The sequence below is a fragment of the Streptomyces sp. L-9-10 genome, from assembly GCF_004151105.1.
Classification (GTDB): Bacteria; Actinomycetota; Actinomycetes; order Streptomycetales; family Streptomycetaceae; genus Streptomyces.
The window spans coordinates 1-22,195 of the sequence record NZ_PHRF01000136.1 but is presented as its reverse complement, the minus strand read 5'-3'; the positions used below and the strand labels follow the sequence as shown (position 1 = coordinate 22,195).

15 protein-coding genes and 3 pseudogenes are annotated in these 22,195 nt (G+C 70.5%); 13 read left to right on the top strand and 5 right to left on the bottom strand.

Translation table 11 applies throughout. The annotated features are described in order from the left end of the window. Nucleotides 1-131 precede the first annotated feature (131 nt). Nucleotides 132-797: a biliverdin-producing heme oxygenase gene (locus CU044_RS30090; RefSeq protein ID WP_129771905.1), complete on the top strand. Its 666-nt coding sequence runs from the start codon at nucleotides 132-134 to the stop codon at nucleotides 795-797. A gap of 81 nt (nucleotides 798-878) precedes the next feature. On the opposite strand, the gene CU044_RS30085 is transcribed toward CU044_RS30090, so the two are convergent. The 3 genes from CU044_RS30085 to CU044_RS30075 form a co-directional block, all read right to left on the bottom strand. Further along, nucleotides 879-1,544, bottom strand: a complete 666-nt coding sequence (locus CU044_RS30085) for a PhzF family phenazine biosynthesis protein (protein WP_129771904.1) — start codon at nucleotides 1,542-1,544, stop codon at nucleotides 879-881. Nucleotides 1,545-1,649: 105 nt separating this feature from the next. Beyond that, nucleotides 1,650-3,344 carry an HtaA domain-containing protein gene (locus CU044_RS30080; RefSeq protein ID WP_129771903.1) on the bottom strand — a complete coding sequence of 565 codons (1,695 nt, stop codon included), beginning with the start codon at nucleotides 3,342-3,344 and terminating at the stop codon, nucleotides 1,650-1,652. Between the two features lie 300 nt (nucleotides 3,345-3,644). Beyond that, nucleotides 3,645-5,072, bottom strand: a complete 1,428-nt coding sequence (locus tag CU044_RS30075) for an HtaA domain-containing protein (RefSeq protein WP_129771902.1) — start codon at nucleotides 5,070-5,072, stop codon at nucleotides 3,645-3,647. 257 nt (nucleotides 5,073-5,329) lie between these two features. On the opposite strand from CU044_RS30075, the gene CU044_RS30070 reads away from it, so the two are divergent. The 7 genes from CU044_RS30070 (at nucleotide 5,330) to CU044_RS30040 (ending at nucleotide 12,930) form a co-directional block, all read left to right on the top strand. Then, nucleotides 5,330-6,328 carry an ABC transporter substrate-binding protein gene (locus CU044_RS30070; RefSeq protein WP_193564115.1) on the top strand — a complete coding sequence of 333 codons (999 nt, stop codon included), beginning with the start codon at nucleotides 5,330-5,332 and terminating at the stop codon, nucleotides 6,326-6,328. 4 nt (nucleotides 6,329-6,332) lie between these two features. Further along, nucleotides 6,333-7,469, top strand: coding sequence for an iron ABC transporter permease (locus CU044_RS30065; RefSeq protein ID WP_129771900.1), 1,137 nt, complete (start codon nucleotides 6,333-6,335; stop codon nucleotides 7,467-7,469). Between the two features lie 34 nt (nucleotides 7,470-7,503). Continuing rightward, on the top strand, nucleotides 7,504-8,340 hold the full coding sequence (locus CU044_RS30060; protein ID WP_129771899.1) for a heme ABC transporter ATP-binding protein: 837 nt from the start codon (nucleotides 7,504-7,506) through the stop codon (nucleotides 8,338-8,340). A gap of 287 nt (nucleotides 8,341-8,627) precedes the next feature. After that, nucleotides 8,628-9,773 (top strand): iron uptake system protein EfeO, encoded by a 1,146-nt coding sequence (gene efeO / locus CU044_RS30055; protein ID WP_129771898.1) that lies wholly within the window; start codon nucleotides 8,628-8,630, stop codon nucleotides 9,771-9,773. A 9-nt stretch (nucleotides 9,774-9,782) separates the two neighbouring features. Next, nucleotides 9,783-11,069, top strand: a complete 1,287-nt coding sequence (gene efeB, locus CU044_RS30050) for an iron uptake transporter deferrochelatase/peroxidase subunit (RefSeq protein ID WP_129771897.1) — start codon at nucleotides 9,783-9,785, stop codon at nucleotides 11,067-11,069. 21 nt (nucleotides 11,070-11,090) lie between these two features. After that, the gene (gene efeU, locus CU044_RS30045; RefSeq protein WP_129771896.1) at nucleotides 11,091-12,059 is read left to right on the top strand and encodes an iron uptake transporter permease EfeU; all 969 of its coding nucleotides are present in this window, start codon (nucleotides 11,091-11,093) and stop codon (nucleotides 12,057-12,059) included. After that, on the top strand, nucleotides 11,980-12,930 hold the full coding sequence (locus CU044_RS30040; RefSeq protein WP_129771895.1) for a hypothetical protein: 951 nt from the start codon (nucleotides 11,980-11,982) through the stop codon (nucleotides 12,928-12,930). Before efeU ends, CU044_RS30040 begins: the two co-directional genes overlap by 80 nt. Before the next feature lie 224 nt (nucleotides 12,931-13,154). On the opposite strand, the gene CU044_RS30035 is transcribed toward CU044_RS30040, so the two are convergent. Next, nucleotides 13,155-13,907 (bottom strand): bifunctional DNA primase/polymerase, encoded by a 753-nt coding sequence (locus CU044_RS30035; protein WP_129771894.1) that lies wholly within the window; start codon nucleotides 13,905-13,907, stop codon nucleotides 13,155-13,157. A 287-nt stretch (nucleotides 13,908-14,194) separates the two neighbouring features. Continuing rightward, on the bottom strand, nucleotides 14,195-14,830 hold the full coding sequence (locus CU044_RS30030) for a TetR/AcrR family transcriptional regulator (protein ID WP_129771893.1): 636 nt from the start codon (nucleotides 14,828-14,830) through the stop codon (nucleotides 14,195-14,197). A gap of 254 nt (nucleotides 14,831-15,084) precedes the next feature. On the opposite strand from CU044_RS30030, the pseudogene ddaH reads away from it, so the two are divergent. The 5 genes and pseudogenes from ddaH to CU044_RS39250 form a co-directional block, all read left to right on the top strand. Continuing rightward, nucleotides 15,085-15,921: pseudogene (gene ddaH / locus CU044_RS30025) on the top strand (dimethylargininase); the annotation flags it as partial. A gap of 103 nt (nucleotides 15,922-16,024) precedes the next feature. After that, a complete protein-coding gene (locus CU044_RS39850; RefSeq protein ID WP_240045937.1) occupies nucleotides 16,025-16,528 on the top strand; it encodes an SseB family protein in 504 nt (167 codons plus the stop codon). Then, nucleotides 16,525-17,172, top strand: coding sequence for a hypothetical protein (locus CU044_RS30015; protein ID WP_129771891.1), 648 nt, complete (start codon nucleotides 16,525-16,527; stop codon nucleotides 17,170-17,172). Before CU044_RS39850 ends, CU044_RS30015 begins: the two co-directional genes overlap by 4 nt. Further along, nucleotides 17,172-21,890, top strand: a pseudogene (locus CU044_RS30010) (putative T7SS-secreted protein). The gene CU044_RS30015 and the pseudogene CU044_RS30010 overlap by 1 nt, the downstream one beginning before the upstream one ends. A 29-nt stretch (nucleotides 21,891-21,919) precedes the next feature. Further along, nucleotides 21,920-22,195: pseudogene (locus CU044_RS39250) on the top strand (hypothetical protein); the annotation flags it as partial.

Below are 22,195 nucleotides of genomic sequence, written 5' to 3'. Positions count from 1 at the left end.
TTACCGACAGGACGTCGGGAACCAGTTGACTTAGGTAAGCCTAAGTAAGAGTATCTGGTCATGGCGGCCACCCGTGCCGCCGGCGCCGGCACCCGCCTGCTCCCGTCCCCCTCGGTCCCCGGAGGCCCGCCTTGGACGCAACCGCCACCGCCACCCCGTTCTCCACGCTCATCCGTGTCGCCTCGCACGCGCAGCACACGGAGGCGGAGACCTCGTCGTTCATGAGCGATCTGCTGGGTGGCCGGCTCGGGGTGGACGCGTACGCGCGCTACACCGAGCAGCTGTGGTTCGTGTACCGCGCGCTGGAGGGCGCCTCGGAGGCGCTGCGGAAGGACCCGGTCGCCGGGCCCTTCATCCAGCGCGAGCTGGAGCGCACGCCCGAGCTGGAGCGCGATCTGGCGCATCTGCGCGGGGCGGACTGGCGTACGGGCCTGGAGCCGCTGCCCGCGACCGCCGCGTACGCCGCGCGGGTCGAGGAGTGCGCGCGCACCTGGCCCGGCGGCTTCGTGGCGCACCACTACACCCGCTATCTCGGGGACCTCTCCGGCGGCCAGATCATCCGTGACAAGGCGGAGAAGACCTGGGGCTTCGCCCGCAAGGGGGACGGCGTCCGCTTCTACGTCTTCGAGGGGATCGCCAACCCGGCGGCGTTCAAGCGGAGTTACCGCGAGCTGCTCGACCAGGTGGCGGCGGACGATCTGGAGAAGCAGCGGATCATCGACGAGTGCAAGCGCGCGTTCGACTTCAACGGCGCGGTGTTCCGGGAACTGGGCGCGCAGTTCCCGCTGAGCGCGTGAGCAGCTTGAGCGCGTGAGCACGGGAGCACGGGAGCAGCCTGAGCGCATGAGCAGCTGAGCGCGGGGCGGGCTGATACGGCGTCAGTGGGCGGTGAGCAGACGCACCCGGCCGCCGATCTCGATCGATCCGTCAGGGCCGGGGGCCGTGATCAACTGCGACCCCCGGCCCTGAGTGATGTTCAGCGCGCGCCCCAGCTCCGCCGTGAGCAGCAGCGCCGCCGCGCCGGTCGCCTCGTCCTCGGCTATGCCGTCGTCACGGCGCGGGAAGGCGCGGGCCCTGACCCGGCCCGCGGCCTCGTCCTCCCAGGCCCAGGCGTAGAGCCAGCCTTCGCCCGGCGGCGGGGCGGGCAGCGCGTCGACCTCGGCGGCCGAGGCGTACCGCCGGAGCGTACGCGGCGGGGCCCACTCGGGTCGGGCCGTGATCCAGGTGAACTCGCCGTCCTGGCGCACCCACACCTCGCCCGCGGGCGGGTTCACGGTCTCCAGGTCGAGCAGCCAGGCCGCGCCGACGAGCGGATGTCCGGCGAAGGGCAGCCGCAGTCCCGGCGTGTAGATGTCGACCACACCGCGCTCGGGGTCGTCGACGAACACGGTCTCGCTGTAGCCGAGCCGGGCCGCGATGGCCTGCCGGGCCGCACGGTCGGGGTGGTGACGCCCCTCGCGGACGACACCGAGCGTATTGCCGTGCCGGCCGTCGGCTCCGCAGAAGACGCTGAGTACGTCGATGAGCACGTCGATGTCAGTCACGCAGGCATTTAAGCACCGCCGTTGAGCGGCGCGGATTCCACCGTCACGGCAGGACGGCGGGGCATTACGAGGTGCCCCGCCGTTCTGCCGTGCCGTGGGGCCTGGTTACGCGGTCTCTTCCTGGCCGGTACGGCGCCGCTTGGCCGCGAAGACGACGGCCGCGCCGGCCGCGGCGATCGCACCGGCCGCGCCCATCAGCGCGCCGGCCGGGACCTCGGAGCCGGTGGAGGCGAGGGCCCCGCCCCCCGCGCCGCCGACGGTGCCGCCGACGCTGCCGCCGCCCGCCGTACCGGAACCGCCCGCCGTACCGGAACCGCCCGCGGCGTCCGTGCCGCCCGTGCCGCCTGTGGTGCCTGTGCCGCCCGTGGTGCCCGGGAGGTTGGCGTCCTTGTCGAGCGCGACCGCGAGGGTCAGCCTGTCCAGCTCCGTGCCCGCCTGGTACATCCCGCCGAAGGCCTTCGTACCGTCGGCGGTGAGGGTCGCGGGCACGGCGTTCAGCGTGACGACGCCGTCCTTGGCGACCGGTCCGGCGGCCGGGGTGTCCAGCGTGGCGAAGGTCAGGTCCCGGTATGTGGAGACCTTGCCCGTCTCGCGGTCCTTGGTGCGGACATCGGCGACGAGCGTGCCCTTGCCGTCCTTCACCACGACCTGGAGACCGCTCAGCCGGAGGTCGAGAACGTACGCGCCTGCCTCCTTGTGGCCGAGGAAGCGGACCGTACCGCCGAAGGACGCCGAGAGGGTCCGGGCGGTCGCGTCGAAGTCGCCGGTGCCCTTGGGGAAGCGGTAGGCCGCCGCGCCCGACGTCGTCGCGCCGTCACCGAGTTCGACCTTGCCCCGGGCGATGGGGCCGACGACGTACGAGCGGAAGGACTCCTTGACACCCCAGTCGAGAGTGCCGTCCACGATCGCGCCGTTCTCGGCCACCGGAGGCGCCTCGGAGACGGTGGTGGAGGGGGTGGTGGACTGGGTGGTGGTCGGGATGGTGGTCGGGGTGGGCCCGGTGCTGGGCGCGTCCGACGTAGGGGCGGTCGTCGGCTTCGAGGGAGTCGGCTTCGACGGGGTCGGCGCCGGCTCGGACTGGGTCGGCGACGGCGAGGGCGGCGGAGAGGACGTGCCGCCGCCCGTCTCGTAACCGACGGCGAGCGTGGCCTTGTCCAGCGCCGTGCCCTCCGCGTACATCCCGTTGAACGCCTTCGCGCCGTCGGCGGTCAGCGTGGCCGGGATGTCCTTGAAGACCATCCTGGTACCGGTCGTCTCCGGACGGATGCCCGTCAGATCGATCGAGGCCAGCTCGATGTCCTGCTGGGTCGCGCCGTTGAGGGTGACGTCCGCCTCGATGGCACCGCCCGTCCCGGCCGTGACCAGCTTGACGTCCGCGACCTTGATCTCGAAGCCGTGCGCCTTGGAGGAGAACAGCACGCTGCCGTCGAAGTCCGTGGCCACGTTGTGCGTGGCGGGATCGTACGAGCCGGTGCCGTTGGTGAAGGTGAAGGGGCCGTTGCCGGTGGCCTGGGTGGCGCCGTCGGCGGGGGTGATCGTGCCCGCGGCGATACGGGTCACGTACGTACGGAAGGACTCCTTGAGGCCCCAGTCCAGGGTGCCGTCCTTCAGAACCAGCTTCGGGGCGGCGCCGGGCGCGGCGAGCGGTCCGGCGGGCGCGGCGAGCGGTCCCGCGGGCGCGCCCGCCGGGGTGCCGGACGCGAGCGCCGGGAGGGTGAAGGCGGTGGCGCCGAGGGCTGCCGCCGTCGCGATGGCGGCGGCGAGTGCGAGGGGGCCTATGGGGCGGCGGGTTGGTGCCATGGGTGGGTGTTCTCCTTGCCGATGAGAAGTGGAAGCACGGATTCCGTGCGAAGGGTGGGGGGTGCGTGCGGCGTATTGACGCCGGGCTATGGCGTGCGGGGGCCGGGTTATGGCATGCGTGCGCCGAGTTACGGCGTGTGGGGGCCCTAGTTATGGCGTGCGTGCGCCGAGTTACGGCGTGTGGGGGCCGAGTTGTGGCATGTACGGGCCGGGCTGGGACAGGTGCGACCCAGGCTGGGGCAGGGTGCGGGCCGGGCTAGAGCAGGGTGCGGGCGTGGGCTGGGGCAAGTGCGGGCCCGGTTATGGCGTGTTGGTGCCACGGCGCTTGCGGGCGGCGACGACCGTGAAGCCCGCCAGTCCCGCGACGACGAGAGCACCCGCACCGATGACCGCGTACGTCCCCGAACCGGTGGACGACGAGGACGCGGAGGACGACGCGTCGTCCGTGGCCGTCCCCGTGGAAGCGGAGGCGGAGGCCGTGCCCTTCGGCGCCGCCGAGGGCGAGGCGTCGCTGCCCAGGTCGGGCAGCGCGGGCAACTCGGCCTTCTTGTCGACGGCGACGGCGAGCGAGACGGGGTCCATCGCCGTCCCGGCCGCGTAGAGGGAGCCGAAGGTCTCGGCGCCCGGTGACGTGAGCGTCGCGGGGGCCTCGGTGAGCGAGGCGAGACCGTCCTTGGGCGTGAAGTCCTTGGCCGCGAAGGTGACGAGCGGCACGGCCTTACGGGGCGGGCTGCCCTCGGCCGCGTCGGTGACATCCGCCGAGAGCGTGCCCTTGCCGTCCTTCACCTGAACGACGATCTTGCTGAGCGTCAGATCCAGCTCGGCCCCGGTGAAGCGGACGCTGCCCGCGAAGGCGGCGTCGAGCGTGCCCTTTCCTGCGTCGTACGTCCCCTTGCCCCGTGGGAAGCGGAAGAGCGCGCCGCCGTCCTGGGCCCCGCCGTTCAGCGTCCATTTCCCCTTGGCGATGGGGCCGGTGACGTACTCGCGGTAGGTGCGGCGCACGCCCCAGTCGACGGCCGCGTCCACGATCGTGTCTGTGGACTTCTCGCCGTCGCCGTCGCCGGATCCGGTCGCGGACGCCGTCGGGGACTTCGTCGCCGCGCCGGCCGCCTTCACGTCCACGGACAGGCTGACCGGATCGAGCGCCGTACCGGCGGTGTAGTACCCGGCGAAGGCGGTGGCGCCCTGCGCCGTGAGCGTTGCCGGGACGCGGGTGAGGACGACGGGGCTGCCGCCGCCCTTCATCCCGATCCCGGAGAGATCGAGTGTGGCGAGCGGGACCTGCGAGGCCGAGGTGACCTTGCCGCTTCCCTTCGGCTTGCTGGTCATGTCCGCGTGGAGTGTGCCGCTGCCGCCGGAGATCCGCACGGTGGGACGGCTGATCGTCAGATCGAGTTCATGGGTGCCGTCGGCCTTCAGGTGACCGACGAACCGGACGCCGCCGGAGAAACCGGCCCTGAGGGCGCCGGTGTCCGGGTCGTAGGAGCCGGTGGCCGAGTGGAACCGGAACTGGCTGCCCACGGTGGCCACGCCCCCGCCGAGAGCCCAACTCCCTTGCGCGATGGGCCCGGTGACATAGCCGAGGAAGGACGACTTGATACCCCAGTCGAGCCGGCCGCCCTGCACCGTACGGTCGGCCGCCTGCGCGCCGGCGGCCGGCAGCAGGGCCACCGGCAGTGCCATGAGCAGCGCGACGACGAACGCGCGCACGGGTCTGAAGGACAGCATTCGGAGTCACTCCCACGTCTGACGAGCAGGGATGCCGGGCCCGGATACATAACCATCCCAGACCTGGCAAGCAAGGTAAGGCTAACCTAAGCTATCTCGGGGCTGTGTCGGAACCCCTTCCCCGCAGGAGCCCCGGCTGAACGACTCGACCCGACAACCCGACAACCCAACGATTCGACTCGACGACTCGACGACTCGACGACTCGACGACTCGACAGAACGACAGGATGGTGCGCTCGGTGCGCAGATCACGCCTCATGGGCGCCCTTCTCTCCGCCATGGCCCTTGCCCTGGTCGCCACCGGCTGCGGCGGCGCCAGTACGAAGGCGGCCGACGCGAAGCGGAACCCGTCGCCCACGGCCGCCGCCGACCGGGTGGAACCACTGGCCGGCACGCCCGCGCTCCGGCTGCCCGTCACCGTCAACTCCGCCGACGGCAGGAAGGTCACGGTCGCCTCGGCCGACCGGATCGTGCCGCTGACCGGTTCGCTGAGCGAGATCGTCTTCACGCTCGGCCTCGGCGAGCGGGTCGTCGCCCGCGATATCACCGCCACCTTCGAACAGGCCGCGAAGCTGCCGGTGGTGACCAGGGCGCACGATGTCTCGGCGGAGGGCGTGCTGTCGCTCAGGCCGACGCTCGTCCTCGCCGACACCACCACGGGCCCCGCCGAGGCCATCGGCCAGATCCGGGACGCGGGCATTCCGCTGGTCGTCGTCGACCCGGCGAAGAGCCTCGCCGATGTCGGGACCCGGATCGACGCGGTGGCCGGCGCGCTGGGCGTGCCGACGGCGGGCGCCGAGCTGAAGAAACGTACGGAGGGCCGGATCGACGCCGTACGCAAGGAGATCCCGGCGGGCGAGCGGGACAGCGGGAAGCCGCGCGTGGCCTTCCTCTATCTGCGCGGCTCGGCCTCCGTCTATCTGCTCGGCGGCCGTGATTCCGGGGCGAGTTCACTGCTGGAGGCGGCCGGCGCGGTCGACGCGGGCAAGGAGTCGGGGCTGACCAAGGACTTCACCGCGATCACGAGCGAGGCACTGGCGAAGGCCGCGCCCGACGCCATCCTCGTCATGGCCAAGGGGCTCGACTCGGTGGGCGGGATGGACGGCCTGGTGAAGATCCCCGGGGTCGCCGAGACTCCGGCGGGAATGGACCGCAGGGTCGTCGCGGTCGATGACGGGGTGCTGCTGAACTACGGCCCGCGCACGGACGAGGTACTGCGGTCGATCATCAAGCAGCTGTACGCGAACGGAAAGTGACGTGATGTCAGCGTTCACCGTGCACGGGCCGTCACCCACGGAAGAGGATCCGGGCGACCGTCCGCCCGGCGCCGGGACCGCCGCGAAGGGACGACTGCGACGGCGACGGCGACTGCCCGGGAGCACCGCCGTGCTGACCGCCGGACTGCTCGGCGCGCTCGTCGTCCTCTGTCTGCTCTCCGCCGGCATCGGCGCGTACCACATCCCTCTCGGGGACGTCCTCGCCTCCGTACAGCACAGGATCGGGCTCGGCGGCGCGGCACTCGACCGGGTCGGCGAGAGCGTCCTGTGGAACGTACGGCTGCCACGCGTCGTCCTCGCGCTCCTCGTCGGCGCCTCGCTCGGCTGCGCGGGCGCGCTGATGCAGGGCGTGTTCGGCAATCCGCTCGCGGAGCCCGGTGTCATCGGCATCTCGTCGGGCGCCGCGGTCGGCGCGGTCGCCTCGATCGCGCTGGGGCTGAGCTTCCTCGGCAACTGGACGGTGACGGTCTGCGCGTTCGTGGCCGGGCTCGCGACAGTGCTGCTGGTGTACGCGCTGTCCCGCTCGGGCGGCCGTACGGAAGTGGTCACGCTCATCCTCACCGGTATCGCGGTGAACGCGTTCGCCGGGGCGCTGATCGGGCTCTTCATCTTCTTCGCGGACAACGCGCAGATCACCCAGATCACCTTCTGGCAGCTCGGTTCGCTGGCCCAGGCGACCTGGCCCAAGGTGCTCGCGGTGCTGCCGTGCGCGCTGGCCGGTCTGGCCCTGGCGCCCTTCTACGCACGGCGGCTGGACCTCCTCGCCCTCGGTGAGCGGCCGGCCCGTCATCTGGGGGTGGACGTGGAACGGCTCCGTCGGGTGCTGGTGCTGGTCGTCGCGCTGCTCACGGCGGCGGCGGTCGCGGTGGCCGGGATCATCACGTTCGTGGGTCTGCTGGTGCCGCATCTGCTGCGGATGGCGAACGGCCCCGGCCATCGCTTCCTGGTCCCGGGCAGTGCGCTCGGCGGCGCGCTGGTCCTCCTCGCGGGCGACCTGGCGGCCCGTACGGTCGCGGCCCCGGCGGAACTCCCGCTGGGCGTGCTGACCGCGCTCTTCGGCAGCCCGTTCTTCTTCTGGCTGCTGCGCAGGACCCGTCGCAGGCAGGGAGGCTGGGCATGAACCCCACGTCCCTTCCCAAGCAAGGCGGTTGGGCATGAGCCTCCGGAGTCTGTTCGCCGCGCGCGGGCGCGCGCTCCCCGCGTCCGCCGTCCCCGGCACCCCCCTCGCCGAGGTCCGCGGCCTCCATGTCCGGCTCGGACAGCGCGAGGTGCTCCGGGGGGTCGGTCTCGACGCCCGCGCCGGTGAGGTGCTCGCGCTCGTCGGGCCCAACGGGGCCGGGAAGTCGACCCTGCTCGCCGCGCTCGCCGCGGATCTGCGGCCCGACCGCGGTGAGGTACGGATCGCCGGGCGCCCCGCGCTCGACTGGTCCGCGCCCGAACTGGCCCTGCGCCGCGCCGTGCTCCCCCAGGCCGCCACCCTCTCGTTCCCCTTCCCGGTGGCGGAGGTCGTACGGATGGGCCGGGCGCCCTGGGCCGGCACGGCGCTGGAGGACGAGGACGAGGCGGCCGTCGCGGGGGCCATGGCGGCCACCGAGACCACCGAGTTCGCGGCGCGCCCCTTCTCCGCGCTCTCCGGCGGCGAGCGGGCCCGGGTCGCGCTCGCCCGTGTCCTCGCCCAGCGCGCCCCGCTGCTCCTGCTCGACGAGCCGACCGCCGCGCTCGATCTGCGCCATCAGGAACTGGTCCTGCGGGTCTGCCGGGAGCGCGCGGCGGCGGGCGACGCCGTCGTGGTCGTCCTGCACGATCTGGGGCTCGCCGCCGCGCACGCGGACCGTACGGCCGTACTGCACGACGGGGCCGTCGCCGCCGTGGGGCCGCCCGCCGAGGTCTTCCGCGACGAGTTGCTGAGCCGCGTCTACCGCCAGCCCGTCGAGGTCTTCCCGCATCCCCGCACCGGTGCTCCGCTGGTGGTCCCGAAGCGCGCGTCGTGACGGAAGGCGATCGAAAGCCGACCGGAAGCCGATCGGAAGGCGACCTGGAGCCGACCTGGAGCCGATCGGAAGCCGGCCCGAAGCCGACCGAGCGCCCGCCGGAAGCCCGCTTCTTGACCCGTGCTTGACCCGGCCTTGGGACGCTCCGGGGGCCGCCGTGACCTGCCCGTATTCAAAGCTGATGAGTGAGAGGTGAATCACTGCACGACCGGTCACCGCACAGGTAAGCCTCAGCTAAGTTAGGGCCGCCTCACCCCCGCCCGATCCCAGCCCTCGTGGAGCCCCGCATGCGACCTGTCCGTCTCTCCGTCGTCACCGCCGCCGCGGCGGTGGCCGCCCTGACCGCCGTGACGGGCTGCGCCGAGAAGAGCGATGCCGCGAAGTCCGGTGACGGCGCCGTCCAGGTCACCGCGGCGGACGACTCCTGCGAGGTGTCAAAGAAGGAGTTCCCGGCCGGCCATGTGGAACTGGCCGTCGAGAACAAGGGCTCCAAGGTCACCGAGGTCTATCTGCTCTTCCCGGACGACCGGATCGTCACCGAGCGCGAGAACATCGGCCCCGGTACGAAGGCCAGGATCACCGCCGAGGTGAAGGCCGGCGCGTACGAGATCGCGTGCAAGCCCGGTATGAAGGGCGACGGCATCCGCCAGAAGGTGACGGTCACCGGCGGCGCCGCCGCCGCCGAGCGCAGCCCGGAGATGGACGCCGCGGTCGCCGCATACCGCAAGTACGTCCAGACGCAGGCCGACGAGACGCTGCCGAAGGTCAAGGTCTTCACCGACGCCGTGCGCGCCGGTGATCTCGAAGCCGCGAAGAAGGCGTACGCGCCCTCGCGCATCGGCTGGGAGCGCACCGAGCCGGTCGCCGAGTCCTTCGGTGACATCGACCCGAAGGTCGACGTACGCGCGGACGGCCTGGAGACCGGGCAGAAGTGGACGGGCTGGCACCGGCTGGAGAAGGAACTCTGGCAGGACAAGAAGCTCGGCCCGGACGCCACGGCCCTCGCGGACGCTCTCGACAAGGATCTCGCCGACTGGCAGCGGCGCGTCGGCAGGGCCGAGATCACCCCGACCTCGATGGCCAACGGTGCCAAGGAACTCCTCGACGAGGTCGCCGCGGGCAAGGTCACCGGCGAGGAGGAGCGCTACAGCCACACCGACCTCGTCGACTTCAAGGCCAACGTCGAGGGCGCGCGGCACTCGTACGACCTGCTCAAGCCGGTCGCCTCGAAGAACGACCCGGCGCTGGTGACGGAGCTGGACAAGCGGTTCGCCGCGCTCGACAAGCTGCTGGACACGTACCGCGACGGCCCGGACTCGTACACCTTCACCTCGTACGAGAAGGTCGGCAAGGCGGAGCGCAAGGAGCTCTCGGACGGTGTGAACGCGCTGGCCGAGCCGCTCTCCAAGCTCGCCGCCGCCGTCGTCAAGTAGGCCCGCGCCATGCCCTCCGACGACAGCACACCGGACGGAAAGCACGACGCGGGGACACCGCCCCCGCCGTCCTCGCCGTCCCGCCGTGCCCTGCTCGGCTGGGGCGGTGCCGGGCTCGCGCTCGGCGCCGCCGCGGCCGGTGGCGCCATGGCGGCCGTACGGGACGATGACACCGCCGCGCCCGCCGCGGAGTCCGGCGCGGCCGTTCCCTTCCACGGCCGCCACCAGGCCGGGATCGCCACCGACGTCCAGGACCGGCTGCACTTCGCCGCGTTCGATGTGACGACCGAGGACCGTACGGAACTGGTCCAGTTGCTCAAGGACTGGACCCGCGCCGCCGCGCGGATGACGGCGGGACACGCGGTCGGCGAGGGCGCGTACGGCGGTCTCCCCGAGGCCCCGCCCGACGACACCGGCGAGGCGCTCGGTCTCAAGCCGTCCCGGCTCACGCTCACCGTCGGCTTCGGTCCCGGTCTCTTCGCCGAGGACCGGTTCGGACTGGCGGAGCGGCGCCCGGCCGCGCTGGTCGAGCTGCCCAGGTTCCCCGGTGACAACCTCGATCCGGCGCGCGGCGGCGGCGATCTCTGTGTCCAGGCGTGCGCGGACGATCCGCAGGTCGCCGTGCACGCGATCCGCAATCTGGCCAGGATCGGCTTCGGGAAGGTCGCGGTGCGCTGGTCGCAGCTCGGCTTCGGCAAGACGTCGTCGACCACGCCCGGCGCCCAGACCCCCCGTAACCTCTTCGGCTTCAAGGACGGCACGAGCAATATCGCGGGCGCGGACACCGCCGCGCTGGACCGGCACGTCTGGGTGCCGGACGCGGACGGCCACGGCTGGCTGGCGGGCGGCTCGTATCTGGTGGCCCGCCGGATCTCGATGCGGATCGAGACCTGGGACCGTACCTCCCTCCAGGAGCAGGAGGACGTCTTCGGCCGGGACAAGGGCGAGGGCGCGGCGGTCGGCAAGGCCCGCGAGCACGACAAGCCCAGCCTGAAGGCGATGCTGCCGACCTCGCACGTGCGGCTGGCGCATCCGGACTCGCACCACGGGGCGCGGATGCTGCGCCGCGGCTACTCCTTCACGGACGGTACGGACGGCCTCGGCCGGCTCGACGCGGGGCTGTTCTTCCTGGCGTACCAGCGCGACGTACGGGACGCGTTCATCCCCGTACAGCGCTCCCTGGCGCGCTCCGACGCGCTCAACGAATACATCCAGCACGTGGGTTCAGCGGTCTTCGCGATCCCGCCGGGCGTCCGGGACACGGACGACTGGTGGGGCCGGGCCCTGTTCTCCTGACATCGGGAAGGGAGTTCCGGCGTGTTCGGAAACTATCTGATCGGTCTGCGCGAAGGCCTTGAGGCCAGCCTTGTGGTCTGCATCCTCGTCGCGTATCTGGTCAAGACGGAGCGGCGCGACGCGCTGCGCCCCGTCTGGCTCGGGATCGGGGTCGCGGTCGTCATCGCGCTCGCTTTCGGCTTCGGGCTCGAATTCGGCTCGCAGGAGCTGACGTTCGAGGCGCAGGAGGCGCTGGGCGGCTCGCTGTCGGTCCTCGCGGTGGCGCTGGTGACCTGGATGGTCTTCTGGATGCGGCGTACGGCGCGGCATCTGAGGACGGAGCTGCACGGCCGGCTGGACGCGGCGCTCCGGATGGGTACGGGCGCGCTGGTCGCGACGGCGTTCCTGGCCGTGGGCCGGGAGGGCCTGGAGACGGCGCTGTTCGTCTGGGCGTCGGTACGCGCCTCCTCGGACGGCAGCCACGCGCCGCTGACCGGTGTGCTGCTCGGTATCGCCAGCGCGGTGGTGCTCGGCTGGCTCTTCTACCGGGGCGCACTGCGCATCAATCTGGCCAAGTTCTTCACCTGGACCGGCGGGATGCTGGTGATCGTCGCGGCCGGTGTGCTCGCGTACGGCGTCCATGACCTCCAGGAGGCGCGCTTCCTGGGCGGCCTGTCCAGCAAGGCGTTCGACATCAGTACGACGATCCCGCCGGACAGCTGGTACGGCACGCTGCTCAAGGGCGTCTTCAACTTCCAGCCGGACCCGACGGTCCTTCAGGTCACTGTCTGGTGCCTGTATCTGGTCCCGACGCTCGCGCTGTTCCTGGCGCCGGTAGGGTTGGGGCCGGTCAGTCGGGGTCAAGGAGCAGAGGCGGCCGATGAGCAGGCGGGGAAGGCCGATTCGGGCAGCGGCGGGGCTCGCGACGGCGATGGTGCTGTCGCTGACGGCGAGCGGATGCGTGACGGTGCACGGGGAGCTGGCGGTACTGCCGTCGGCGGACCGGAGTGAGGCCACGCGCGCGCTGAAGGATTTCACCGACGCGTACAACGCGGCGGACAAGGCGTACGATCCGGCGCTCGACGCGGCCCGGGTGACCGGCGCGCTGGGCGCGATCAACCAGGCCGGTCTCAAGGCGCGCAGCATCACGAACCCGGACGGCAACCCGGCGCATCAGCCGCTGGAGCTGACCGACGCGCGGTTCACGATCCCCAAGAAGGCGGGCTGGCCGCGCTGGTTCGTCGCGGACACCGACAGCAACCGCGACGCGGACGACAGCGGCCCGCAGGACACGCGCTGGGTGCTGGTCTTCGTACGCAACGGGCCCGACGACCGGTGGAAGGTGCCGTACCTGACGATCCTGGCCGCCGACGAGGTCCCGGAGTTCGCGACCGACAAGGACGGCTGGGGCGAACCGGTGGCACCGGACAGCGAGGCGCTGGCGGTGGCACCGGGGAAGCTGAGCGAGGCGTACGCCTCGTATCTGCGCGACGGTACGGCGAAGACCTTCGCGGACGGGCCGCACACGGACGGCTGGCGGGAGACGCGCGAGAAGAACGCGCGGCTGCCCGGTCTGGTCACGCAGTACGTCGACCAGCCGCTCGACAAGGGCGACTTCGCCCCGCTGGGGCTGACGACGAAGGACGGCGGCGCGCTGGTCTTCTTCGCCACGCGGTACTTCGAGCGGCAGACGGGCGCGAAGGGTGTCACGCCCGGGGCGAACGCGGACGTGAGGGCGCTGATGACGGGCCAGATACGGAACACGCTCACGAAGGAGTGGGTCTCCAGCCAGGTGGCGCTGGTGCCGCGCGCCGGGACGGACACGCCGACGGTGGAGGTGGCGAGCCGCCTTCAGGGGGTCACGGCGGCGAAGGGGTCGTAGGGCCTGTCACTCGGGCGGGACGACCTGAGACGGCCGGGCCGCCTCGGGTCGTCGGCCTGTCAGTCGCTCAAGCCGTAGGCAGCTCAAGCCGTTGGCCGCCCACTGGCCGTTGGTCGGTCACTGGTCCAGCGGCTGTCGGCGGACGTCAGCCAGTAGTCACAGGTCCAGCGGCTGTCAGCGGCGGTCGGCGGTCGGCGGTCGGCGGTCGGCGGTCGCAGCGACTGTCAGCGGCCCAGCGGCCAGGCCACCGCGTGCGGGTCGAGCTCGCCGTTCTCGCCCGCGTACCGGGCACACGCGTCGGTCAGGGTCTCCAGCAGCGTCAGCGGATCCGGCAGCGGGTGCTCGGGACCGCGCAGCCACCGGACCGACAGCTCGCCTGGCAACTGGGCCGGGGGTACGAGCACATAGCTGCCCCGGCAGTGCCAGCGCAGCCCCGGGTGCTCGTCCATCGTCTCGGGGTGGCAGTCCAGCTCACAGGGCCACCACTCGTCCTCGTCCTCGGGGGTGCCCCTGGTCGCGGTGAAGAAGAGCATCCGGTCGCCGCCGGAGTCCGCCACCGGCCCGACGTCGATGCCCTGTTCGAGCAGCCGCTCCAGCGCCCGGCTGCCCGCTTCGAGCGGCACGTCGAGAACGTCGTGGATCATGCCGGTCGCGGTGATGAAGTTGGCCTCGGGCTGGTTGCGCGCCCATCGCTCGATCTGCGCGCGATCGGTCGTGGACTGGGTCTGCCAGGCGAAGGACAGGGGGTGTCTGGCCGGGGTGGGACAGCCGATCCGTTCACAGGAACATCGGTAGCCGACGGGGTGGGCGGCGGGCGAGACGGGCATACCGGCAGCCGCCACAGCGAGCAGCAGCGCCTCCCGGCCGGCCACGTCCCCGTCGAACGCGGAGCCGCCGGCGCTCTTCTTGGGGCGCCTGCGCAGCCACTGGGGAATCCTGCTCTCCGTGCCGCGGTAGCGGCCGAAATCGTCGCCCATCGATCCCCTCACACCTCATGCTCGTCCCTGCGGACTCTCCCCATGCTCCCACCATCCTGCTCCCCGGGTGGCCGCGAGCCCCCACCGGGGTCTGGGGAGTGGTCCGCCACCACCGAGCGAATCGCGGCTTATGCGGCGATATATGGCCCCGTACGGGGGCTCCGGGGCCGGTGGCTTTCACCACACCCGCCCCGGATGCATCGACGCGCCCCCGCGCGCCCCCCGGCGCCCGGACGGTCCGGGGCGCCCGGACAGCGTCCCGGAGACCCCCGGCAGCACCCTGGCACTCAGTGCCGTGCGGACGGCCTCGGGGCCAGCCCGTGCAGCGCGTACTCGACGATCGTGTCGGCGTACGCGTGCGTCAGCGGAAGCGTGCGCAGCAGCCAGCGATGGGCGACGGGACCGACCAGCAGCTCCAGGGCGATACGGGGATCGAGGTCCTGCCGCGCCTCCCCCGCCTCCTGGGCGGCTCTCAGCCGCCTCACATAGAGCTGGAGCTGCGGTTCGAGCATCGTCTTCGCGAATTCGACGCCCAGTTCGGTGTTGATGATCCCCTCGGCGGCGAGCGCGCGGGAGGGCACCTCGTACTTCGGGTCGTTCATCTCATCGACCGTGGCGCGCAGGACCAGCTTGAGATCGGCCTCCAGATCGCCCGTGTCGGGGATCTCGTGGATCCCTTCCCCGCCGTCCGCCTCGCGTGCCGCCTGCTCGATGAGGTCGAGGAAGGCTTCCAGCAGCACGGCGCCCTTGGAGGGCCACCAGCGGTAGATCGTCTGCTTGCCGACTCCGGCGCGGGCCGCGATGCCCTCGATCGTCGTCCTGCCGTAGCCGACCTCGCCCACCAGGGCGAGGGCCGCGTCATAGATCGCCCGGCGTGAACGCTCACTGCGCCGGGTGGAGTCGGGTGCCCCGCTGTCAGTCATGGCATCAATCTACAACCGGGGAGGCGATACGTATCGTCTCGCAAACTGCCTCGTACGTCGTGCGCGGAACCACCCGAACGGTTGACAGCGCGTGGGCCCCGGGAAGCGGACCATGGCTTCACGCACACCACGCTTCCCCCTACACGCACAACGCACACACACCACATGTGCCCCGCAGTCCCGCAGCCGAGCAGCCCCACAACCCCACAACCCCGCAACCCGCAGCCCCGCAGCCCCCGCACCAACGCAGCAACGCAGCTCGTGAGGAGCCCCCCTTGCCTCGTGACGCCTCGCCCCGCCGCTATCTCATGTGCCCGCCGCACCACTTCGCGGTGACGTACTCGATCAACCCCTGGATGAACCCGGCGAAGCCGGTGGACCTGCCGCTGGCCCTGGCCCAGTGGGAGGACCTCCGCGACCGCTACACGGCGCTCGGCCACACCGTCGCGCTGCTGGACCCCGACCCCGGCCTGCCGGACATGGTCTTCGCCGCGAACGGCGCCACGGTCATCGACGGCCGCGTCCTCGGCGCCCGCTTCGCCCACCCGGAGCGGCACCACGAGGCGGAGGCGCACCTGAACTGGTTCCGCGCCCACGGCTACGCCGACATCCGCGAGCCGGTGCACATCAACGAGGGCGAGGGCGACTTCGCCGTCACCGCCACGTACCTGCTCGCCGGACGCGGCTTCCGGTCCAGCCCGCTCTCGCACGACGAGGCACAGGAGTTCTTCGGCCGGCCGGTGATCGGCCTCGACCTGGTCGACCCGCGCTACTACCACCTGGACACGGCCCTCTGCGTCCTGGACGACGCGGCCGACGAGATCATGTACTACCCCGACGCCTTCTCCCCCGGCAGCCGTGCCGTACTCGCCCGCCTCTTCCCCGACGCCCTCATCGCCGAGGAACCGGACGCGGCGGCACTCGGCCTGAACGCGGTGAGCGACGGCCGCCACGTACTGCTCCCCCAGAGCGCCGCCGGCCTCTTCGCCCCGCTGCGCGACCGGGGGTTCGAGCCACTGGGCATCGACCTCGGGGAGCTGCTCAAGGGCGGCGGCAGCGTGAAGTGCTGCACACAGGAGCTACGGGCCTGAGGGCGCGGGCGGTGGAGAAACGGCGTCCCCCGGGCCGCCGCCCGAACCGCCCGCGACGGCAGTGCCTTGCTCCCGGAAACGCTCCCGTGACAGCCTTTCGGACGTGCGGGAAAACGGGGATGAGACAGGGGATGAGACAGCGGAGCCGGACCGTTCGTCGAAACTGACCGAGTTGATCGACTGGCCGAAGACGGAGCGGCCGACCGGCGGCCAGAAGGGTCCCGGGCCGGCTCCCGACCCTGCGCCGGTGGATGAACTGGCCATTGCGAGGCGTCAGTTCGCGATGTTGCTGGGAGAATTCCGGCGTACGGCGGTGCTGGTGCCGTTCGACGAGTACGGGAGTTTGTGGACCGCCGAGCAGAACGGTGTGCGGTGGATCTGCGCGTTCTCGGACGAGGAGGCTCTGGCCGGTTTCGCGCGGATGCAGGGGGCCGCGGGGCGGGAGTGGGCGTACCGGACGGTTCTCGGTGCGCGGCTGCTGGATGTGATGCTGCCGGGTCCGGCGGGTGTGGCGCTGGACGCGGGCAGCGCGGAAGGGATGTTGTTTCCGCCGGTCAAGGGCATTGTGCCGGACTCGGCGGCCGTAGATCTCGGGGATACCACATGACCGGTGACGGTGCTGATCTGCAAGCCTCGGCGTCGGCGCTCGCCGACATCGCGAAGGGCATCGACCTGGCGCATGCCGAGTTGAAGGAGCTCGGGATGATCGGTGAGGCGTCGACGGGGCGGGGGTTCTCGGACCTGTCGCAGTCGGGACTGGAGGTGGGGCACGGCGGGCTGACGGCCGAGTTCCAGACGTTCTGCGATCGCTGGGAGTGGGGGGTCCGGTCTCTGACGCTGCGCGGGAACGATTTCGCCCAGGGCGTGGGATTGTCGGCCGGCGCGTTCGCCGAGCAGGAGCAGTACGTCAAGGACTCGATCAAGATCGGCGTGAACTCGCTGAACGGGAACCCGCACCTGAGCGAGGACGAAGTCGGAGAGCTCGGCTGGGACGAGATCCGTACGCAGAGCGCGTACGACAACCCCGACTGGAGTGCCGAGTCGTTCTCCGAGGCGCACGCGGAAGTCAAGCAGACGTGGAAGGACACCGCGTACGACGTGGAAGACGCGATGCTCGACTCGTTGGAGCGCTCGGGAACGATGGACCCGGCCGTACGTGACGCCTTGGACGAGCGGCTCAAGGAGACTCTCGATCCCTCCGCGGACACGGTGGCGCAGGCCGAGGAGCCGCGGTGGGGGGAGAGCCGCTGATGGTGGACTGGGGAGGGCTCGCCGACGATGTCGTCGACGGGATCGGCAAGGGGATCGACAAGGGCAAGGAGGTCGTGGGCGAGGGTGTCGACTGGGCCACGGACCGGGTCGGTGACGGTCTGGACAAGGTCGGCGCGCATGACTGGGCGGACGCCGTCGAGGACTAGGGCGACGAGACGGCGTCCTCTCTCGGCGCCGAGGTCGGTGAGCAGCAACTCGGCCAGAGTGAGGAAGCCGACGAGCTGATCCATGGCAGGCCGGAGAAGATCGCCGCGACGGTGAAGAACCTGCGGGACTTCCAGAAGGCGTTCGATCTCGTCGGCGGCGGGATGAGGAAGCTCGACTCCAGCCGCTGGAAGGGCGAGGGCGCCGACGCCTTCCGGAAGAAGTTCCAGCCTCTGCCCACCGACTGGCTGCGCGCGGCCGATGCCTTCGAGGACGCGGCCAAGGCACTGGAGACGTACTCCAAGACGGTCACCAGCGCGCAGAGCAAGGCACGCGAGGCGATCGCCCTCTACAAGGAGGGCAACGAGACCTCCAAGACGGCCACCGACGCGTACAACAAGAAGGTCGACGCGTACAACGCGGCGCGCAATAACGACAATCCTCCCCCCAGGCCCGCTCCTTTCACCGACCCCGGCGCGGCCAAACGGCGACGCGCCCAAGAGATCCTCAACGACGCCCGGCGCGCCCACAATGAGGCGGCCGAGACCGCGAAAGGCGCCGTCACCGCGGCGATGGCGCATGCCCCGAATGAGCCCACCGGACGCGAGCGGGCCAAGCTGGAGCTCATGGACTGGGGCCTGGGCCAGGGTGTCGAGCTGGCCCACTTCGGCGGCGGCGTCGTCAAGGGCACCGCGGGGCTGATCAACTTCGTCCGCTCGGTCAACCCGCTCGACGCGTACAACCTGACCCACCCTGCCGAGTACTACAAGGGCGTCAACATGACGCTCGCCGGCCTCGCCACTACCGTCGCCAACCCGGACCGCGCCCTCAAGAACGCCTGGGACGCGGCGAAGGGCGACCCGTCCGAATTCCTCGGCCGACTCGTCCCCGAACTGATCGGGACCAAGGGCGCAGGCGTTCTGCGAGGCGGTCTGCGGGCCGGGATGAAAGACCTCGCCGACAGCCCGAAGGGCAAGAGCCGGCACGGGCACGACAAGGACCCTGACAGCGGCGGCAAGAAGTGCGACGAGACGAAGTGCGACGGAGACCCGGTCGACGTCGCTACCGGGCGCGTGCTCCTGCCGCAGACGGACATCTCGCTGCCGGGCGCATTGCCCCTGGTGTTCCGGCGTACCTTCGACTCCTCGTACCGCGCGGGCGGCTGGTTCGGCCCGACCTGGTCGAGCACCGTCGACCAGCGGCTGGAGATCGACGCGGAAGGCGTGGTGTTCAGCTGTGACGAGGGCAGCCTGCTGGCTTATCCGCATCCCGCGCCCGGTGTCCCCGTCCTGCCCACGCATGGCAGGCAATGGCCTCTGGACCGGGTGGACGACGGCTACACCATCTCCGACCCCAGCACCGGGCGGGTCTGGCATTTCGCCGACCACGGCGACGAGTTGGCTCTGTTGGCCCAGACCGACGACCGTAACGGACGTTGGATCGCCTTCGATTACGACGAGACGGGCGCCCCGGCCTCGATCGTGCACCACGGCGGCTACCACCTGAAGCTCACCACGAGCGAGGGAAGAGTCACCGCCCTGCACCTGGCGGGCGCGGCACCGGACGGCACCGACCAGGAAATCCTCCGGTACGGGTATACGAATGGCCATCTCACCGAGGTAACCAACTCCTCCGGCCGGCCGCTGCGTTTCGGCTGCGACGAGCAGGGCCGCATCACATCGTGGACCGATACCAACGGCAGCCACTACGACTACGTCTACGACGATCTCGACCGATGCGTCTACCAGTCGGGCACGAACGGACACGTGGAATCCCGCTTCACCTGGGACGACACCGACCCCGACAGCGGCCTGCGCATGACCTCCGTCACCGACGGCCTGGGCCACACCAAGCGATTCGTGATCAACGACCGGGCGCAGGTCGTCACCGAGATCGACGCACTGGGAGCGGTCACCCGATTCGCATACGACCGCTTCAACCGCCTGCTGTCACGGTCCGATGCGCTCGGCAGGTCGAGTACGTCTGAGTACGACGACCTCGGCAACCTGGTCTCGTTCACCCGGCCGGACGGCCGGACAGCATCAATGACGTACAACGCCCTCAACCTGCCAACGGCCCTCCGCGCCGCGGACGGCACCATCCGCCGCCAGAGCTACGACGGACGGGGCAACCGCGTCTCGGCGACCGCCCCGTCCGGCGCCACCACGCACTACACCTATGACGAGGCGGGCAACCTCACCTCGGCGACGGACGCGCTGGGCAACACCACCCGGGTGCGGTGCGACCGGACCGGCCTCGTCGCCGAAGTCGCCGGCCCGCTAGGAGCGGTGACCCGTTACGGGCGCGACGCCTTCGGTCGTACAGTCGCCGTCACCGACCCACTCGGGGCGACAGCACGTCTGGAATGGACGCCGGAGGGACGACTCGCCCGCCGCATCGAGGCGGACGGCACAGCACAGTCATGGACGTACGACGGCGAGGGCAACTGCACGAGCAACACCGACGCCATGGGCTCCGTATCCCGTTTCGAGTACACGGACTTCGATCTCATGGCGGCTCGTACCGGCCCGGACGGCGCCCGTTATGAGTTCGATTACGACCCTCATCTCCGTCTCACCCGGGTTACCAGCCCCCAAGGTCTGACCTGGGACTACGAGTACGATCCGGCGGGACGGCTCATATCGGAGACTGACTTCGACGGCCGGACCCTCACCTACGCCCATGACGCCACAGGTGCGCTGGTGACGCGTACGAACGGCCTCGGTCAGTCGGTCACCTATCAGCGCGACGTACTGGGCCGGCTCACGGCCAAGGACGCCGACGGCTCGATCACCACGTACGAGTACGACTACACCGACGGCCTCGCCCAGGCCATCGGCCCCGACGCCACACTTACCCTCCTCCACGACCGTTACGGACGTCTCCGATCCGAAACGGTCGCCGACCGCACCATGTCGTACACCTACGACATCCTGGGCCGCCGTACCGGACGCACCACGCCTACCGGCGCCACCAGTACCTGGATGTACGACGGAGCGGGGCGGCGCTCCGCCCTCACGGCCTCGGGCCGCACTCTTGCCTTCGAACATGACGCGGCGGGCCAGGAGTTGGCGCGCCATCTGGGCTCCACTCTCACCCTCACCCATACGTGGGACACGGTCGGGCAGCTGACCGCACAGGCTGTACGCGGCCATGACGCGGGCCTCCTCCAGCACCGCGCCTACACCTACCGAGCCGACGGCAACCTCACCGGCGTCGATGACCAACTCTCCGGCAGTCGCCGCTTCGACCTCGACCCGGCGGGGCGTGTCACCGCTGTCCACGCGACAAACTGGACCGAGACCTACGCCTACGACGAGGTCGGCAACCAGACCACCGCCTCGTGGCCGGACCGGCACGCCGGCGGTGAGGCCCGGGGACCGCGTACCTACACCGGCACCCGCATCACCCGCGCGGGTGACGTGCGCTATGAGCACGATGCCCAGGGCCGTATCACCCTCCGCCAGAAGGTCCACCTCTCCCGCAAGCCGGACACCTGGCGCTACGCCTGGGACGCCGAAGACCGCCTCACCTCCGTGACCACCCCCGGCGGCACGCGCTGGCGCTACCTGTACGACCCGCTCGGCCGCCGCACCGCCAAACAGCGGCTCGCCGCCGACGGCGCTACCGTCGAAGAGCAGATCGACTTCAGCTGGGAAGGCAGCACCCTCTGCGAACAGACCACGTGGTCGGAGAAGCTACCCAACTCGGTCACTCTCACCTGGCACCACAAGGGCCTGCGGCCCCTCGCCCAGACCGAACGCATCACCGCGGCCGACGCCCCCCAGGACGAGATCGACGAACGCTTCTTCGCCATAGCCACGGACCTGGTCGGCACTCCCACAGAGCTCATAGACGAGACCGGCTCCCTTGCGTGGCACACCCGCACCACGCTCTGGGGCACCACCACCTGGTCGACGAACAGCACGGCCTACACGCCACTCCGCTTCCCCGGCCAGTACTTCGACCCCGAAACCGGCCTCCACTACAACTACTTCCGCCACTACGACCCCGAAACCGCCCGCTACCTCACCCAAGACCCCCTCGGCCTCGAACCGGCCCCCAACCCGGCGACGTACGTCCACAACCCCCACACCTGGTCCGACCCCCTCGGCCTGGGCCCCTGCCCGCCCAAGGGAGAACATTCCAACCCGTTCAAGTACAGAGCGGACGCCGAGAGGGCCGCGTTCGACGCAGCAGGGGTGCCGTACGGAGAAACCCCGATCGCCGAGTGGACTGTCACTGGGGACAAAAATTTGAAACATGCCCCTGGGTACACGTACTCAAGCGAACAGAGCCACTGGGGCAATTTTCGACAATTCGAGACCGCACAAGGATCCCGGGTGGTAGTGGAACATGTACACGATCCAGCCGGCCCACACTTCCACGCAGGGAAGCCAAAAATCGACGACACTCGGGAACTGGTCAACTTCGGTTGGGACAACCGTAGGGTGCAACGCGAAGATGGAAGTTTCGGATATCCCAGCGACATAGAGAGATACGCAAAGATTAACAAACCAGGCGGAGATCATCATTTCTTCTACTCGGAATAGCAGGGCCTTCCCACAGAAAGGAGCCGACGGTGACGATTGACGACAACAGCTTCCATTGGCGTGACACCCTTCGAGCGTGCGGCCTGACCGTCCTTGAGGGAAAAGTACCCTCGTCGGCCCCACCGGTCCTTACCGCCATCCAGGCTGTAACGGGAATCGACGTCGAGCCGGCCATTGCGGTACAAGAGTCACTGGCAGACCCGATGAGGGAATTGGACCGTCAATGGCATACACTGATTTCCAGATCGCTCCAGGATTCAAACAACGATGAGTTTTTTATTCTGCCACCCGTAAAAGGGGGCAGC